Below are 16,123 nucleotides of genomic sequence, written 5' to 3' on the forward strand. Positions count from 1 at the left end.
ATGGCGATCAGGCGTGGACGCGGCGTCGCCGCGATCAACTATCCCACCGGCATGAACCTTGGCGGCGACCCGACCCAGGCGCTGGTGCATTCGACCCCGACCGGCAATTTCATGGTCACACTTTCCAGCGTCGATCTCGGCCAGGGCATGAAGCAGATCATGGCGCAGATCTGCGCCGAGACGATCGGCGTGCCGACCGACCGCGTCGTCGTCGACACCGCCGACACCGACACCGGCCCGCACTGCATGGGCACCTTCGCCTCGCGCGGCACACACCGCGCCGGCAACGCGGTCATCCAGGCCGCCAGGGAAGCCCGCCAGGTGATGCTTGAAGTGGCGGCCGAGGAACTGGAAGTGAATGCCTCGGACCTCGAAACCGACGGCCAGGGTAACATACTGGTCAAGGGCGCGCCACAGAGATCGATCTCGATCTTCGATGTCGCCCTGTCGGCGCATTTCAAGCGCGGCCGCTCGATCTCAGGTCGGGGCATGTTTTTGATCCCGCGCTCCTATCCGGAGAAGGAGACCGGCGCGATGAAGCCGTCGACCTGTTACGCGCATGCCTGCACGGTGGCCGAGGTCGAAGTCGACGACGAAACCGGCGAGGTCACGGTGCTGACGGTCAAGAACGTCTTCGAGATCGGCCGCGCGTTGAACCCTAAAATGGTCGAGCAGCAGCTGGTCGGCGGCTCCTGGATGGGCATCAGCCATGCGCTCTACGAGACGACGGAACCCTATTATCCCAACCGCGACCATGGCGGCACCGACTTCAACCAGTATCTGATGCCTGGTCCCGGCGACCTCGCCGAAACCGAAATCATCGTGCTGGAGCGGCCCTCGGCAGATGGCCCCTATGGCGCCAAGGGACCGGGCGAAATGTGCGCCAACCCGCAAATCCCGGCGGTCGCCAACGCCGTCTTCGATGCCGTCGGCGTGCGTATCGACATGCTGCCGATCACGCCCGAACGCATTTTGCGCGCGCTCAAGGCGCAAGCGGCTAACTGAGGACCGACATGCCCGAGGGAAACGCCGAAACGGTCGCGACCTCGCCGGAGGCGGTGGCCGAGCGCCTCGCCGCCTCGCGCTATCTGGCCGACGACAGCCTCGCCACCGCGATCTTCCTGGCGATCCGGCTGGGCAAGCCACTGCTGCTCGAAGGCGCGCCGGGCGTCGGCAAGACGGAAGCCGCCAAGGCGATGGCCGAGCTGCTCGGCCGCGATCTGGTGCGCCTGCAATGCTATGAAGGCATCGACGCGGCGCATGCGCTCTATGAGTGGAACTACCAGCGCCAACTGCTCGCCATCCGCCATGCCGGCGAGCACGAGATCGACATCTATGATGACCGTTTCCTGATTGCCCGGCCGCTGCTGCAGGTGTTGAAGGCGCCGCGGCAGCGTATTTTGCTGGTCGACGAGATCGATCGCTCGGATCATGAATTCGAGGCGCTGCTGCTGGAATTCCTGTCCGACTTCCAGATCAGCATCCCCGAGCGCGGCACCATCCGTGCCGCCGCTCAGCCGATCGTCATTCTGACTTCGAACCGCACCCGTGAACTCGCCGAGGCGCTGCGCCGCCGCTGCGTCTATCACTGGATCGGCTACCCCGACGCCGAACGCGAGGCCGCCATCATCATGCTGCGTGCTGGCGATGTCGCGGAGGCTACCGCGCGCGCGGTGGCGACCGCCGTGCAGACCATCCGCGCCCGCCCGCTCGCCAAGCCGCCCGGCATCGCCGAAGCCGTCGAATGGGCCAATGCCGCGACGATCCTGGAAAAGGGCGGCAGCCCGTGGCCGGAAGCCTTCCGCCGCGCCATCGGCGTGTTGATCAAGGACGAGGAAGACCTCTCCTACGTCGCGCCCGAGCTAGGCCGCATCGTCGAGGAGGCGCTGGCGTGAGCCGGGACGTCAACGATCCCTTCTCCCCGTTCACGGGGAGAAGGTGCCCCGAAGGGGCGGATGAGGGGCGGCGCCACGATGGCCAGAAGTCGGCGCTGCCCCTCACCTGCCTGCCGGCATCCTCTCCCCGTAAACGGGGCGAGGAGAGCGTACCTCCCGCCGCCACGCCCTTCCTTGGCTTCGGCCAACTGCTGCGCCGCTACGGCTTTATAATCGCCCCCGAACAAGTCTCCGGCTTCATGCAGGCGGTAACCTTGCTTGGCCCCCGCTCGATGGCCGACATCCGCGAGGCAGCGCTGGCCACCCTGGCGCCGCCACCTGACCGCCGTGAAGAATTCGAGGCGCATTTCCAAAGCCATTTTTACGGCAACACATCAGCCGTGGTGGAAGGCGACAGCGACGAGGAAACCCGCGTCAAGGATGATGGCGGCGCCAACGACGAGCGGATCGAAGCCGAGCAGCGACGGGAAGGCGGCGAGCTATCCTCGGCGATCGAACAGTTGAGCAGCCGCGACTTCCAGCGCGACGACGACAGGCTGACCGCCTTCCGCGGTAAGCTCGCTGGCGCCCTGCCTGCCCGCCGCTCCTTCCGCACGGTGCGCACCCATTCGCGCGGCAAGCTCGACCTGCGCCGCTCGCTCAGGGAAATCGTCAGCGCCGATGGCGATATCCCCTCGCCGCTGCTGCGTCGCCGCCAGACCGTACCGCGCAAACTGCTGATCCTGATCGACGTGTCCGGCTCGATGAAGCTGCACACGTCGGATTATTTGAAGCTCGCGCATGCCGCCGTGCAAGGCGCTGACCGGGCAGAAATCTTCACCTTCGGCACGCGCCTAAACCGCATCACGTCAGCGCTGCGGATCCGCGACAGGGACCAGGCGTTGGCGCGCGCGGCAGCCCAGGTCGACGACTGGGACGGCGGCACCCGCATGGGGCCAACGCTGCGTGCCTTCCTCTCCGTGCCGCGTTTTTCCGCCTTCGCACGTGGTGCGGCAGTGATCATCCTGTCCGACGCGCTGGAGCGCGGCGACCATGCCGAACTGGAGACGGCGATGCGCCGGCTGAGCGCCCGTGCTTTCCGGCTGTCGCTGGCGACACCTTTGGCCGGCGACCCGCGCTTCCAGCCGGCAACGGCCGCGCTGCGGGCCATCCTGCCTGATCTCGACGATCTGGTCGACGGCTCGTCGCTCGCCGGCCTCACCGATTTCATCCTGTCGCTCGCCCGCCCTGCTCCACGGGCGGCGACAATCTGGAAAAGGGTATCGTGATGCAGAAAGCCATCGACGCGCATTTCCACATCTGGCGCCAGCAGGACCAGCCCTGGCTGGTCGGGCCGATGGTGCCGCGCATCTTCGGCCCCTACGAGCCGATCCGCCGCGACTATCCGATCGAGGAGTTTCTCGCCGACCAGCAAGGGTCCGGCGTCGAGAAAGCGGTCTACGTCCAGACCAACTGGGCGAAGGAGGACTTCGAAAAGGAAGTCGCCTTCCTGCAGAAAACGGCAGATGAAACCGGCTGGCCGCAGGCCATCGTCGGCTACACCGACATGACGGTGGACGACATCAGACCCCAGATCGACCGCTTGAAAAAATATTCGCTGCTGCGCGGCGTGCGCATGCAGTTGCATTGGCACGAGACCCCGGCCTTCCGCTTCGCCACTGGCCCCGATCAGGTGATCGATCCCAGGGTACGAGCCAATGTGGCGCGGCTGAAGGATTATGACCTGTCCTTCGACCTGCAGCTCTTTCCCGCCCAGATGAAAGACGGGTTGACGCTGGTCGGAGAAAATCCAGAGACCAATTTCATCCTCACCCACGCCGGCATGCTGACCGGCATGGATCAGGAAACCACCGAAGACTGGAAGGCTGGGCTGCGCACGCTGTCGGCGGCGCCGAACGTCTACGCCAAGCTGTCTGGCCTCGGCACTTTCGTCCACCGCAACGACCCGGCGCTGATCGCCTATATCGTCGACAACGCGATCGAGATATTGGGCGCGGATCACCTGATGTTCGGTTCCAACTTCCCCATCGAGAAGTTGTGGACGAGCCACGCCGAACTGATCAAGGCCCACCGCGCGGCTGTAGCGAAGCACGGTCCGGCGGCCGAGGCTGATATCTTCTGGAATACGGCGGAGCGGATCTACCGGCCGGCTTGACCGCCAGGGAGTTCGCCGCGCCATTGGCGCGGCGATGCCCTGGCAAGTCCTTACTGCGTCGGCAGCATGCCTTCGACGTCGCTTGCCGCATCGGTGAGCGCTTCCTTGGGCGTCGCCGACTGGTCGACGATCCGCGACAGATTGTCGACGATGGTCTGTGTCACCTTCACGCCGTTGGTCCCCGGAAAGGCATACCACGGAACCATCAGCGGCATCTGGCTGAGCCCGGCCTGGAACAGCGGGTTCTTCTTGTAGAAATCACCGAGATATTCCGGCGATTTCGCCGCGAGTTCATTGTTGGGGACATAGCCGGTGCCGGGCACGACGACCGACGCGCCATAAGGGCCGGCGGCGAATTTCGCGAATTTCCAGGCGGCGTCCTGCTTGGCGGCATCCTTGGTCAGGATGACCACGGCATTGCCGCCGGTCGGCAGATGGCCGTTGGCCGGATCGATCAGCGGGATCTTGGCCGTCCGCAGCGTGAACTTGTCGCCGACGTTCTTGATGGTGTTGACCAGCGCGCCGGTGGTCTGGAACTCGAAGCCAACCTTGCCGGCCGCGAACGCCTGCTCGCCAGCCGGCTTGGTGAAGACCGGCATGCCGCCCTCCTTCACCATCCGCTGCAGGATCTCGACTGCCTTCTCGCCTTCCGGCCCGTTGAAGGCGACCTTGCTTTCGTCCTCGTTCAGCATCTTGCCGCCGGCGCCGAACAGCAGCGCCGAAAACATCCAGTCGTCGCCCTGCCAGCGGAAGTCGATGCCGTCGACGCCATTGCCGAGCGCCTTGATCTTGCCGCCGAGCGCGATGACCTCGTCCCAGGTCTTGGGCGGATTGTCCGGATCACCGCCGGCGGCCTTCACCAGGTCGGCGTTGTAATACATGATCGGGTTCGAGGTGGCGAAGGCGAGGCCGACCTGCTTGCCGTTGACCTGCGCCAGCTTCAGGATCGTGTCGGAGAAGCCGAGCTCAGCCATGTTGCCTTCCTTCTTGACCAGCGGGCCAAGATCGACGGCAACGTCGCGTTCGTTGAGCATGCGCAGACGGTTGAGACCGATGAAGGTGATGTCGGGCATTTCGTCGGTGCCGGCCTGGCGAAGGATGGTCTGGATGCCTTCCTCATAGGTGGCGGACGGGCTGGCGAACTGGATCTTGATGTCGGGATTTTCTTCCATGAACTTCTTCGAGATCGTGTCCATCACGTTCTTGAAGAAGCCGGGCATCGGATAATGGACCGTCAGCGTCGTGTCGGCATAGGCCGGAAGGGCTGTCGCCAGCGACACCGCCGCCGCGGCAAAAATCCTGGAGATATGCTTCATTGCCTCGTTGCTCCTTGTTGGCCCGGTCAGCCTTTGAGACCGGTCATGGTGATGCCTTCGACGAAGCGCTTCTGTGCGAACAGGAAGGCAACGACGAGTGGAAGGGTGATGATCAGCGTGGCGGCCATGAGCGCGCCGTAGTCGTCGCCGGCCTCGGCGGCGCGGAAATACATCAGGCCGAGTGGCGGCGTGGCGTAGGCCTGCTTGCTGACGACGATCAGCGGCCAGTAGAGATCGTTCCAGTGGGCGACCACCGAGAAGATCGCGAAGGCAGTGACCGCCGGCCACGCATTGGGGACGATGACGCGCGCGACGATCCCGAGCTCGGACATGCCATCGAGCCTTGCCGCGTGGATGAGATCGTCGGGCATGGCGCGGAAGAACTGCAGGAACATGAAGATCGCGAACACCGATATCGTGAACGGCGCCACCAGCGAGGTGTAGCTGTTGAGCAGCGACATCCTGTCGAAGGCGACATAGAGCGGCAGCGCCGTGGCATGGATCGGTACCAGCAGGCCGAGCATGACCAGCACCATCATCAGCCGCGCGGCACGGAATTTCAGCTTGGCCATGGCGTAGGCGCAGGGAATCGCGACCAGCACTTGGAAGAAGAAGATCAGGCCGCACACGACGACGCCGTTCCACAGCAGTGTTGCCATCGGCACCTTGCTCAGCGCCTTGGCGAAATTCTCGGCAAAATAGAAATGCTGCGGGATGAGCGACAGCGACGAGGTAAAGATGTCGCTCTGCGTCTTGCCCGCGGTCGAGATCATGAAGATGTAAGGCGCGAGGATCATCAACGCGCCCAGCGAAAGCAGCGCGAAACGGATGATGCGGCCGGCAGGCAGGCTGGTCATGTGTAATGCACCCGCCGGTCGAGTACGCGGTATTGGAGAAGCATCAGCACGACCAGGATCGCAAGGAAGACGACGGTCATTGCCGAGGCATAGCCGACGCGCAGGTAGACGAAGCCTTCCTGGTAGATGGTGAACAGCAGCACTTCGGAGGCCTTGTTGGGCCCGCCATCGGTCAGCATCTTCACGGTTTCGAAGACCTTCACCGCATTGGTGATGCTGATCGTGACGACGAACAGCGTCGTCGGCCCGAGCATCGGCCAGGTGACCAGGAAAAACCGGTCGAGCGCCGATTTCGCGCCATCGACGTGAGCAGCGGCGTAGAGCTCGCGCGGGATCGCCGTCAGGCCAGCCAGGAACAGCACCATGTTGAAGCCGACCGACTGCCAGACGCCGATGATCGACAGGCTGTAGAGCACGGTGCTGGAGGCGCCGAGCCAGTTCGGGCCAGGAATGCCGACCAGCGCAAGCAGCGCGTTGAGTGGCCCGATGGTCGGGTGGAAGAGATATTGCCAGACTGTCGCCATGGCGACGATCAGCGATGCGACCGGCAGGAAATAGACGGTGCGGAAGAAACCGCGCGCCCGAGGTTCGCCTTCGATCAGCAAGGCGACGCCAAGGCCAAGCACGATCGAGACCGGTGCGACGATCGCCGTATAGACCGATGTGTTCCACAGCGATTTGCGGAAGGTGCGGTCGGTCAGGAGATGCGCGTAATTCTCGAAGCCGACCAGGCGGAATTTGCCATAACCGAGTTCGAAATCGGTGAAGCCGAGGAAGATGACGGCGACCACCGGCAGCAGCACGAACAGCAGCAAGAGCACGATCGCCGGGGCCGCCAGCAGCCAGGCGGTGCGGTCCTCGCTGCGCCTGTGGAGGGCCGCGGCGCTCAGGATATTGCCAGCCAGCGCGACGCTAGACATAGGCCGGCTCCTGGCGTGCGGGCGCGGCGCTCGCCGTGCGCAGCCGCTTTCCCTCCGGCCCGAAGACCATGGCATGCTCGGGTGGAAGGAGGATACCCACCGGCATTCCCGCAATCAGGTCCCTCGCCTCGTGCGGCGCCAGCTTGGCGATGACGATGTCGCCGGTCGCATCGAGCCGGCAATGGGCAATGACTTCCGAACCGAGGAATTCGAGGCGCTCGATCCGCCCGGCAAGGCCGCTCCGCCCACTGGGAGACAGTTTGACGAATTCGGGCCGGATGCCGAGGCTGACCGGGCCGTTTGCCACCTTCTCCATCAGGGCCAACCGGATGCCTTCGAAGCTGACACGGCCATTTTCGGCAAGTGCCGGTATGATGTTGATCCTGGGCTGGCCGACGAAACGGGCGACCTCGATATGGGCCGGATCGTTGTAGATCGCCTCGGGCGCGGCGAGTTGCAGCAGATTGCCGCCGATCATCACCGCCACCCGGTCGGCCATCGAAAGTGCCTCGGCCTGGTCATGCGTCACATAGAGCGTCGGCACGCCGGCGCGGCGGTGCAGTTCGACGATCTCGCCACGGGCGTGCACCCGCAGATTGGCGTCGAGGTTGGAAAGCGGCTCGTCCATCAGGAAGATCGAGGGGCGCCGCACCATGGCGCGCGCCAGGGCGACACGCTGCCGCTGCCCGCCCGACATCTGACCAGGCTTGCGGTCGAGCAGATGATCGATCTTGAGTACCGTCGCCATCTCGCGGACATCCCGCGAAATGCCAGCGCGGATTTCTTTCTGGCCCGGCAATGCGGAGCCGACCAGCGGCAGGCGCTGCGTCCGGCTCAGCCGCTTCATGGCCAAGGGAACCGCGATGTTCTGGCCGGCCGTCAGATGCGGGTAGAGCGCGTAGGACTGGAACACCATGGCGATGTTGCGATCGGCCGCGGCGACCGCCGACATGTCCTTGCCAGCAACGAATATCTCGCCGCTGTCGGCATGATCAAGCCCGGCAAGAATGCGCAGCAAGGTGCTCTTGCCGCAGCCCGAGGGGCCGACCAGGGCGATGAACTCGCCCGCTTTGACATCGAGGCTGACGCCGTTCAGGACGGCATTGCCGCCAAAGGACTTGTTCAAGCCGCGGAGCGAGAGCGCGCTCATGACGCGACTTTCCTGCGGACCTTGTGCGCCTCGTGCGGGTAGACCTCGGCAACCACGTCATCCAAATAGTGGACGGTCATACCGGGTATGGCGACGATCTCGCTGGCGACCGTGTCGTCGAATTCATGCATGACGGCGCCGAGCAGCCGCTCGCCCGGCATGTCGCGCTCCATGTCGCCGACGACAAAGGCGGCCGACGGACCCCAGACCAGCGCGGTGTTTTCGTATTTGCCTTGCCATGCCCGGTGCAGGTGACCGCTGGCGAAAAGCGCCACATCATGGGCACCGATGAGATCGTAGAGACGCTGCCGCTGTGCCGGGCGGACGCTCCAGTAACCGGTGTCATCTTCGCCGGGCGCGTCGATGAACAGCGGCTTGTGGGCGAAGAGCGCGACACGCCGGCCGCCACGGCTTTCCAGCGCCGCACGCAGCCATTCGAACTGGGCCTCTTCCTCGGCATCATCAAAGCCCATCAGCAGGCTGTCGAGACCGATAAATCGCCAGTTTCCGGCGTCCTCCGTCCAATAATCAGGACCAACCAGCCGGCGCCAGCGGTCCAGGCGTTCCGCATTGACCGGCTGCAACGAACCGGGGAGATGGCCGACATCGTGATTGCCGGGCACCAGCAGCATCGGGACCGAGATTTCCCGCATCAGCTCCATGCAGAAGCCGATGTCGTCGTCCTTGTCGGCGCCGTCGACGCTGAGATCGCCGGTGTGGATGACGAGATCGGCGCCGCTTTGCGCGATCCAGGCGGCCAGCGGCTCCCAATTGCCGTTGAAATGCGGCTTGGTCGGGCTGAAATGGGTATCGGTGATCTGGACGATTTTCATGCCGGCTCCACTGCGAGAGCCGGCTGCCGGGAACCCACCGGCGCGACTTCGCGTGGGTCTCCTTAGTGCCGTTACATGTCACTTCCTTAACAGGCAGGGGACAAATGTTCCCCGCCATGCCGATAGGCTGGCTGACGGCTAGCTTTTCACCTCGAATTGCGGATCGACCGGGATCTGCATGGCCGTGACCAGATGATTGGTCTGCCCGGCGAGCCCGATGATCGACACCAACTCGCCGTGCTGCGCGTCTGTCATGCCCTTGGCGCGCGCCGCCGCCGTGTGCGAATGCACGCAGTAGGAGCAGCCATTGGCGGTCGAAACCGCGATGTAGATCATCTCCTTGGTCAGCGGATCGATGGCGCTGTCGGCGACCATCACGACCTTCAACTGCTCCCAGATCCGCTTCAGCGCCGCCGGATCATTGGCCAGCCCGCGCCAGAAATTGTTGACGAAATCCGATTTGCGCGTCGCCCTGATGTCGTCGAACACCGCCTTCACCGCCGGGATTTTTTCCACCTCGGCATCGCTCAGCAGTCTTGTGGTGGCCATGGCATTTCCTTTCGTTGGATCGGCGGATCAGGTCGTTGATTCAGGTCTCGAGCAAAGGCGGCTAACCGGCCCTTCTAATTCAGCTTTCGATGAGCAAAAGCGTTTGCAGATTTGCCGAAGCACTAAACTTCGTCATCCCTGGGCGAAGCAGGCGCGAAGCGCCGTCGCGGAGACCCTGGGATCCATGCCGTGACGCCAGCCGTGGAGTGCAGCGAAGCAGAATTCTGCACCGCTGCTACGCTTCGAAGTCCCGGCATGGATCCTCGGGTCTGCGCCGCGTCGCTACGCTCCTTGCTCCGCCCGTGGATGACGAAATGGCGGATGAGGCGGCTAACCTCCGGTGTTCCATCCAACGGTGCGATCATCCGCCTTCCCCGCCCCCTAGTGCACCGCCGCGTACATGATCTTCTCCTCCGTGGCCTCCGCCGGAGAAAACTCCTCGACGATGCGGCCTTGCCGGCATACGAGTATCCGATCCGACAGGTTCATGACCTCCGGCAAATAGGATGAGATCACCACCACGGCCAATCCCTCGTCGGCCAGCCGGTTGATGATCTGGTGGATCTCCGCGATGGCCCCGACATCGACGCCGCGCGTCGGTTCGTCGAAAATGACGATGTGCGGCTGCTGCACCAGCCCCTTGCCGATCACCACCTTCTGCTGGTTGCCACCGGAGAGTTCGACCACGCGCGCATTGTCGTTGATCGCCTTGATGTTGAGCGTCTTCGTCCACTCGGCCGATAGCGCGTGCATCTCCTGCTGGTTGATCACCCAGGCCTTTTCACGGCCGGCCGCCAGCAGGCCGCCAAACAGGTTCTCGGCGATGCTCATCGTCTCGAAGATGCCTTCGCTCTTGCGGTCCTCGGTGACATAGACGATGCCGTCCGCCACCGCTTCGCTCGGCACGCGATAGCGCACCGGCCTGTCGTCGAGTTCGATTGTACCGCCGCGCAAAAAATCGCGCTTATAGATGCCCGACACGACCTTGAAGGTCTCGGTGCGGCCGGAGCCGATCAGCCCGAACACGCCGGTGATCTGGCCCTCGAAGATCGAGAAGGAGTTGTTGCGCACGACATTGCTCATCGAAATGTCCTGCACCGACAGCACTTTCCGGCCCGCCTTGCGCAGCTTGGCTTCGTCGCGCTGGCGGTAGATCTGCCCCGACAAAGTGCGCCCGACCATGGCGGCGACAATTCTGTCGCGGTCGAAGGCCGGCGTGTCGTCGGTGATCACCAGCTCACCGTCGCGCAGAATGGTGATGCGGTCGGCAATCATCAATGCCTCTTCCAGCGCGTGGCTGATGAAGACGATCGAGACACCGTTCGCCTTCAGCCGCCGGATCAGCGCGAAGAAATGGCGTTTCTCCTCCGGCGTCAGGGTCGCCGTCGGCTCGTCGAAGATGATGATCTCGGCCTTGTGGTGCACGGCGCGCGCGATCTCGACCATCTGCCGCTTGGCCGCGCCCAGCGTCGCCACCATGGCGTTCGGATCGACCGGAAAATTCAGCGACTGCAGGAATTGCTGTGCTGAAATATACGTGCCGCGCAGCCGGTTGAGGAATTTTTCAGTACCGAGATAGAGGTTCTGCGCCACCGTCATCGACGGCACCAGGCTGGTCTCCTGGAACACCATGGCAATGCCGGCCTCTAGCGCGGCATGCGGCGAAGCGTAGGCGATCTCCCGGCCCTTGTGGAACATCCTGCCGGACGTGGCGTCGACGACACCGGCGATGATCTTGGTTAGTGTCGATTTACCCGCGCCGTTCTCGCCGAGCAGTGCGTGGATTTCGCCTTTGCGCAGTTCGAAGCTGACGTTCTTGACTGCCGGAACGCCCCGATAATTCTTGGTGACGTTTTCGAGGCGAATAATTGGTTCCATCAGAAACCTCCCGAGGCGAGGTCGACGGCCAGCACGCAATCGCCACCCCTGGAAGCGATGAACAGCTGGCCGCCCTTTTCCACCACGCTGCAAATGCCGTGGCGCGTGCCGTTGGCGCGGCTGTGCAGGCTGAATTGCGGCTGCATGTTTTGATCGAGCCTGACCACCAGCCCGTAGGAACGGCTCGGCGACCACGGCTTGTGGATGCCCATGGTTCTGATGCCGCCACATTGCAGCGGTTCGAGGAAGCTGCGGCTGGAGGCAAGCGCCGGCGCGATCCAGTAGGCCGGCGGCACCTGGTCGATCATGTCCTGGCGGTAGTGCGTTTCCTGCAGCACGAATTCGATCAGCCGGTTGCGTGGCGCGAACAAGGTCAGCCACGCCCCGCCGTCGCCGGCCGGCGACAGCCGAGCGGGATAGCCGGGCAGATGCGTCAGAACGGCCGAACGGTTGCCGGTCGCACCGTCGAAGCGGACGAGCTGGTGCCGCCAGCTTTCGCTGACCAGCACATCGCCGCCGATGGGGTGGAGCCCATAGGGAAAGGCGATCCCGCCGGCCACCTTGCGGAACTCGCCACCCGCCGCGTCTCGTTTCCAAAGCGAACCGGACGCGCCCTTCTTCATCAGGTCGGCCGCCCATTGCGACGGCGTGTGCTCGGCCGACCCGTTGGCCAGCCACAGCGCGCCGTCCTCCGCGTAGGCAACAGCGGTGATGCAGCTGACACCGGCCGGCAGCGAAACCTCCTTGCCCGATATCAGCAGCCCGCCGCTTTCGAGCCCCACCGTCAGTTGGCCCGATGGCGACAGAGCCAGCGCCGTGATTGGGGAAGGAAAGGTCTCGACTACCTTCGGCTCAGTTCCGGCGGCAAGCGAATAGATGGCGTTGCCGCTGGAGGCCAGCAGCCCGCCATCGGCAACCAGCAGATTGTCCGGTTCGGTCAATCCGACAAAAGCCGGCGCCTCATCCAGCCGCGTATTCGGGCGAAAGGCGCCGTCGAGCGGCGGGATCGTCACCGCCTTGCCGCGAAACATATCCAGGATTGGGTCGAGGATCATGGCTGCGCTCCCCAATACGAGGCGGAGCTGGTCCAGTTCGGGTCGGCGCCGGAAACCTTGTAGCGGCCGATGCGGTTGTTGAGGATGCCGCCGACGAAGAGATATCCCTTGTGCTCGCGCATCGAGGTGACCATCGGGTGCGCGCCGCCCGTCAAGTCGCCCATCGCCTCGACGATGCCGCCCTTCTCGTTGAATTTCACCACGCCGCCGGTGTTGATGTTGGGGAACAGCCATTCGTCCTGCGGCAGCCGACGCGTCATGCGCTTGCGCATGTCGGGGTGGCGCAACGACAGGTCGAAGCTCGGCGTGCGCATGCCCAGCCACGCCATCCAGTAATTGCCGTCCGACGCGCGGTTGATGTTGTCGGGGTAGCCCGGCATGTCGCGGATGACGCATTCGGCGGTGCCCGCCTTCGGCCCTTCCAGCCAGTAGCGATGCACACGGCAGGCCCAGCTTTCGGCGAAGAACAGCGACTTGCCGTCATGCGCCATGCAGACACCATTGGTGTAACGGTAGCCGTCGAGCAGCGTCCTTGTCGACCCATCCCTGGGATCGTAGACCAGGAGGCGGCCGGTGGCGCGGTTCTCGATCGAGTCCAGCGCCCAGTCATGCGCGTCATAGCGCTTGGTCGAGTCCGTAAAATAGATGCGGCCGTCCGGCGCGATATCGCAATCATTGGGATCGCGCAGCCGCGCATCGTCGACGATCGAGGTCCAGGAGCGCGACGTCTCGGCCGACAGCCTTTTGACCGCGCGATCCGGAGAGACGGAATAGAGCCCCATCGCGCCGACGCAGCTGATCAGATTGCCCCCTTTGTCAAAGGCCAAGCCCAGCGGAAAACCGCCAATATGGGCGAACACCTCCGACCTGACATAATCCGGCGCGAAGAAGCGAACGATCTCGCCATGGCGCGTGCCGCAATAGAGATTGTCGTCGCGGTCGAGGATGACGTCTTCCGGCCCTTCCAGTTCGCCGAGCCCGATATGGTCGGCCGCCGACAGCCGGTTGTCGAGCGCGTAAGGCGTGCCCGAGCCCGGCACCGCGGACTGGGTTTCGCCCATCCTGAGATAGACCGGCGCGACATAGACCTCGTTCAGCACCTTGTGGCGGTTCTTGAGCCAGCGAATGTCGATGGTCACCGCCACCGCCAGCATGATGCCGAGCACCATCTGGTTGGTACCGGTGCCATAGCCCAGCCGGATCAGCCCGTTGGTCATGGTCAGCACGATGATGGCGCCCATCAGCCCCTTGATCACCGAGCCGCGCCCGCCGCCGAGGCTGACGCCGCCGACCACCGCCGCCGTCAGCGCCATGATCTCGAGATTGAGGCCGGTGCCTGGCCCCGCCCCGCTCAAGCGGCAGGCAATGAGAAAGCCGCCGATCGAGGCGCAGAAGCCGGAAAAGACGTAGGTCATGAACACGGTACGGCGCACCCGGATGCCGGCATTGTGCGCCGAACGCCGGGAGCCGCCGACCGCCAGCACGTGCCAGCCCGGCCGCGAGCGCGTCAGCGCGATATGGGTGACGATGGCGAGGATGATCGCCAGCCACACCGAGACGGACAGGCCCCAGAAAGTGCTGTCGCCGATGAAATCGAGCACGTCGGACGTAGCGGTCGAAAGCTGCACATCGGCTGCATAGGTGGTGACCAGGATGTCGAACAGCGCCCGCCCGAAGATGAAGGTCACCAGCGTGGTGAGGAACGCCCGCAGCCTGAGGTAGCCGACGAGGTAGCCGTTGATCGCGCCGAACACCAACCCGGTGGCGAGCGAGGCGGCCAGCGCCAGCCAGATCGACTGTTCGAGGATAAAGAAGACATAGACGGCGGAAAAGCAGGACAGCGCGAAGATCGAACCGACCGAGAGATCGATGCCGCCGCCCAGCATCACCACCGTCATGCCGGTGACGACCATCGAAAACTCGCCGAGCTGGCGGGTCGATTCCTGCAGGGAAGAAAGCTTGAAGAAGCCCGGAATGATCGAGCCGAAAGTCGCCAATGTCACCACCAGCGCCAGGAAGGGAATGGCGTTGTCGGTCCAGCGCTTGGTCAGGATCTCGCCGACGAGATGGTCGGGCACGAGATTGTAGCGCCAGGACTGGAGGCGTTCGCGAAAGCTCATCGGGTCACTGCTGCCAGGTCTGGGGCCACAAGAGAAAGAGGTGGTCGGACAATCCGGCCACCTCGTCGATATCGGTTGCAGACGATCAGCTTACTTTGCCGCCGCTTCGGCCTGCAGCGCCTTCAGGTCCCAGCAGCTGTCGGGCTTTAGGTCGGCCTTGGTCGTCGCCTTCTCCAGCGTGTAGATGTAGGTGTGGGAGGTGCCGGCCGGCTGGCCGCTCTGCAGCAGGAATTTGATGATGGCGTTCATGTCGCCCGATTGGCGGGCAAGGTCGGTCATCACCACGGCGCCGTAGGTGCCGTCGTTCAGCTTGTCGCAATCGGCCGCCTTTTCGCCGCCGCCGGTGGTGACCAAAAACACCTTGCCGTCGAGCTTGGCGTCGCGGATCGCGGCCGATGCGCCGGTGGCATCGCCATCCCAGAAGTCGATGATCGAGCAGATGTCCGGGTTCTGCTGCAGCATGGTCGTGGTCACGTTGCGCGAGGTCGTCGCATCCCAGTTGGAATCGGGCTTGGCCACGACCTTGAAGTCGGGATGCTTGTCCAGCACCTTCATGATGCCGGCATATTGGTAAAGGCTGGAGGAGTTGGCCTGGTCGCCCTGCACCAGCCCGATCTTCTTGGACGAGTTCTCGCCGCAGCCCTTAATCGCGGCTTCCGCCTCGAGCTGGCCGAGCCGGTCCCAGTCGCTGCCGACGAAAGCATCGGCGGGAAAATTCGCCGGATTGTCGACCAGGATCACATAGGTGCCGGCGGCCTGCGCCTTCTTCATAAGCTTGGAATAGGAGTTGAGGTCCGGCGCATGGATGATCAGCACATCAGGTCTGGTGTCGGACGAGATCGCGTCGGTGATCGCCTGCGCGCCGGCATCGACGACCCAGTTGGGATCGCGCGTTTCGAACGTGCCGCCCCAGGCTTCGACCTCCTTCTTCAGATAATGCGCCCAGCCCTGCGCCAGGTCGAAGCCCATCGCCAGCGGCACCAGCATGACGCGCTTGCCTTTCAGCGCTTGTGCATAGGCAGCGGGGCCTGGATCGTCGGCGGCAAAGGTCGGCGCCACGAAGGCGGTGACGGCCAGCGCCGTGGCCGCCGCCATGAGTGTTCTGATCAGTTTCATGTCTCATCCTCTGGTTCGGTTTTCATTGCCGGCCGATCGTCCCGATCGGACCGGGTACCCCAGAGCAAGATGGGCTAGCCCATCTGCTCTAAATGTCACCTTGTTGCGCGGTCTGTTCGTCGCGCGGATTGATGATGCCGTCGACGATGATGGCGCCGAGCAGGATCGCCGCCTTGATCAGGTTCTGGTAGAGCAGCGGAATGTCGATGATGGTCATGGCGTTGAGCAGGATGCCGATCAGCGCGGCGCCGACCAGCACATTGCGCACCCCGCCCCGCC

14 protein-coding genes and 1 pseudogene are annotated in these 16,123 nt (G+C 63.9%); 4 read left to right on the forward strand and 11 right to left on the reverse strand.

Annotated features, from left to right (window positions below):
* Genes LB524_RS28785 through LB524_RS02350 form a run of 4 tightly spaced genes read left to right on the forward strand, consistent with a single transcriptional unit; the run spans nt 1 to nt 4,050 of the window.
* A complete protein-coding gene (locus LB524_RS28785) occupies nt 1-1,005 on the forward strand; it encodes a xanthine dehydrogenase family protein molybdopterin-binding subunit (protein WP_140714467.1) in 1,005 nt (334 codons plus the stop codon).
* A gap of 8 nt (nt 1,006-1,013) precedes the next feature.
* On the forward strand, nt 1,014-1,895 hold the full coding sequence (locus LB524_RS02340; protein ID WP_224523441.1) for an AAA family ATPase: 882 nt from the start codon (nt 1,014-1,016) through the stop codon (nt 1,893-1,895).
* Nucleotides 1,892-3,163: a vWA domain-containing protein gene (locus LB524_RS02345; RefSeq protein ID WP_224523442.1), complete on the forward strand. Its 1,272-nt coding sequence runs from the start codon at nt 1,892-1,894 to the stop codon at nt 3,161-3,163. The genes LB524_RS02340 and LB524_RS02345 overlap by 4 nt, the downstream gene beginning before the upstream one ends.
* Nucleotides 3,163-4,050 (forward strand): amidohydrolase family protein, encoded by an 888-nt coding sequence (locus tag LB524_RS02350; protein ID WP_224523444.1) that lies wholly within the window; start codon nt 3,163-3,165, stop codon nt 4,048-4,050. The genes LB524_RS02345 and LB524_RS02350 overlap by 1 nt, the downstream gene beginning before the upstream one ends.
* 50 nt (nt 4,051-4,100) lie before the next feature.
* Here LB524_RS02350 and LB524_RS02355 read toward each other — a convergent pair whose 3' ends face one another.
* The 11 genes and pseudogenes from LB524_RS02355 to LB524_RS02405 all read right to left on the reverse strand — a co-directional run.
* Nucleotides 4,101-5,366: an ABC transporter substrate-binding protein gene (locus LB524_RS02355; RefSeq protein WP_224523447.1), complete on the reverse strand. Its 1,266-nt coding sequence runs from the start codon at nt 5,364-5,366 to the stop codon at nt 4,101-4,103.
* Between the two features lie 26 nt (nt 5,367-5,392).
* Complete coding sequence (locus LB524_RS02360) at nt 5,393-6,223, reverse strand: carbohydrate ABC transporter permease (protein ID WP_140790348.1); 831 nt, start codon at nt 6,221-6,223, stop codon at nt 5,393-5,395.
* Nucleotides 6,220-7,143, reverse strand: a complete 924-nt coding sequence (locus tag LB524_RS02365) for a carbohydrate ABC transporter permease (RefSeq protein WP_140714459.1) — start codon at nt 7,141-7,143, stop codon at nt 6,220-6,222. Before LB524_RS02365 ends, LB524_RS02360 begins: the two co-directional genes overlap by 4 nt.
* The gene (locus LB524_RS02370) at nt 7,136-8,293 is read right to left on the reverse strand and encodes an ABC transporter ATP-binding protein (RefSeq protein ID WP_224523449.1); all 1,158 of its coding nucleotides are present in this window, start codon (nt 8,291-8,293) and stop codon (nt 7,136-7,138) included. Before LB524_RS02370 ends, LB524_RS02365 begins: the two co-directional genes overlap by 8 nt.
* Nucleotides 8,290-9,126 (reverse strand): metallophosphoesterase family protein, encoded by an 837-nt coding sequence (locus LB524_RS02375; protein ID WP_224523450.1) that lies wholly within the window; start codon nt 9,124-9,126, stop codon nt 8,290-8,292. The genes LB524_RS02370 and LB524_RS02375 overlap by 4 nt, the downstream gene beginning before the upstream one ends.
* Before the next feature lie 138 nt (nt 9,127-9,264).
* Complete coding sequence (locus LB524_RS02380; RefSeq protein WP_140615468.1) at nt 9,265-9,675, reverse strand: carboxymuconolactone decarboxylase family protein; 411 nt, start codon at nt 9,673-9,675, stop codon at nt 9,265-9,267.
* A 381-nt stretch (nt 9,676-10,056) separates the two neighbouring features.
* Nucleotides 10,057-11,553, reverse strand: coding sequence for a sugar ABC transporter ATP-binding protein (locus LB524_RS02385; protein ID WP_224523452.1), 1,497 nt, complete (start codon nt 11,551-11,553; stop codon nt 10,057-10,059).
* The gene (locus LB524_RS02390) at nt 11,553-12,608 is read right to left on the reverse strand and encodes a hypothetical protein (RefSeq protein ID WP_224523455.1); all 1,056 of its coding nucleotides are present in this window, start codon (nt 12,606-12,608) and stop codon (nt 11,553-11,555) included. The genes LB524_RS02385 and LB524_RS02390 overlap by 1 nt, the downstream gene beginning before the upstream one ends.
* Nucleotides 12,605-14,728, reverse strand: a complete 2,124-nt coding sequence (locus tag LB524_RS02395; protein ID WP_015317086.1) for an ABC transporter permease — start codon at nt 14,726-14,728, stop codon at nt 12,605-12,607. Before LB524_RS02395 ends, LB524_RS02390 begins: the two co-directional genes overlap by 4 nt.
* A gap of 90 nt (nt 14,729-14,818) precedes the next feature.
* A complete protein-coding gene (locus LB524_RS02400) occupies nt 14,819-15,844 on the reverse strand; it encodes a sugar ABC transporter substrate-binding protein (RefSeq protein ID WP_015317085.1) in 1,026 nt (341 codons plus the stop codon).
* Nucleotides 15,845-15,932: 88 nt separating this feature from the next.
* Nucleotides 15,933-16,123: pseudogene (locus LB524_RS02405) on the reverse strand (ABC transporter permease); the annotation flags it as partial.

This window comes from Mesorhizobium sp. ESP6-5 (assembly GCF_020164695.1).
Lineage (GTDB): Bacteria > Pseudomonadota > Alphaproteobacteria > Rhizobiales > Rhizobiaceae > Mesorhizobium > Mesorhizobium australicum.

Excerpts from the sequence above, each read along its gene's own strand:
- LB524_RS28785 (WP_140714467.1), top strand. The coding sequence starts at position 1 with ATGGCGATCAGGCGTGGACGCGGCGTCGCCGCGATCAACTATCCCACC.
- LB524_RS02340 (WP_224523441.1), top strand. The coding sequence starts at position 1,014 with ATGCCCGAGGGAAACGCCGAAACGGTCGCGACCTCGCCGGAGGCGGTG.
- LB524_RS02350 (WP_224523444.1), top strand. The coding sequence starts at position 3,163 with ATGCAGAAAGCCATCGACGCGCATTTCCACATCTGGCGCCAGCAGGAC.
- LB524_RS02355 (WP_224523447.1), bottom strand. The coding sequence starts at position 5,366 with ATGAAGCATATCTCCAGGATTTTTGCCGCGGCGGCGGTGTCGCTGGCG.
- LB524_RS02360 (WP_140790348.1), bottom strand. The coding sequence starts at position 6,223 with ATGACCAGCCTGCCTGCCGGCCGCATCATCCGTTTCGCGCTGCTTTCG.
- LB524_RS02365 (WP_140714459.1), bottom strand. The coding sequence starts at position 7,143 with ATGTCTAGCGTCGCGCTGGCTGGCAATATCCTGAGCGCCGCGGCCCTC.
- LB524_RS02370 (WP_224523449.1), bottom strand. The coding sequence starts at position 8,293 with ATGAGCGCGCTCTCGCTCCGCGGCTTGAACAAGTCCTTTGGCGGCAAT.
- LB524_RS02375 (WP_224523450.1), bottom strand. The coding sequence starts at position 9,126 with ATGAAAATCGTCCAGATCACCGATACCCATTTCAGCCCGACCAAGCCG.
- LB524_RS02380 (WP_140615468.1), bottom strand. The coding sequence starts at position 9,675 with ATGGCCACCACAAGACTGCTGAGCGATGCCGAGGTGGAAAAAATCCCG.
- LB524_RS02385 (WP_224523452.1), bottom strand. The coding sequence starts at position 11,553 with ATGGAACCAATTATTCGCCTCGAAAACGTCACCAAGAATTATCGGGGC.
- LB524_RS02390 (WP_224523455.1), bottom strand. The coding sequence starts at position 12,608 with ATGATCCTCGACCCAATCCTGGATATGTTTCGCGGCAAGGCGGTGACG.
- LB524_RS02395 (WP_015317086.1), bottom strand. The coding sequence starts at position 14,728 with ATGAGCTTTCGCGAACGCCTCCAGTCCTGGCGCTACAATCTCGTGCCC.
- LB524_RS02400 (WP_015317085.1), bottom strand. The coding sequence starts at position 15,844 with ATGAAACTGATCAGAACACTCATGGCGGCGGCCACGGCGCTGGCCGTC.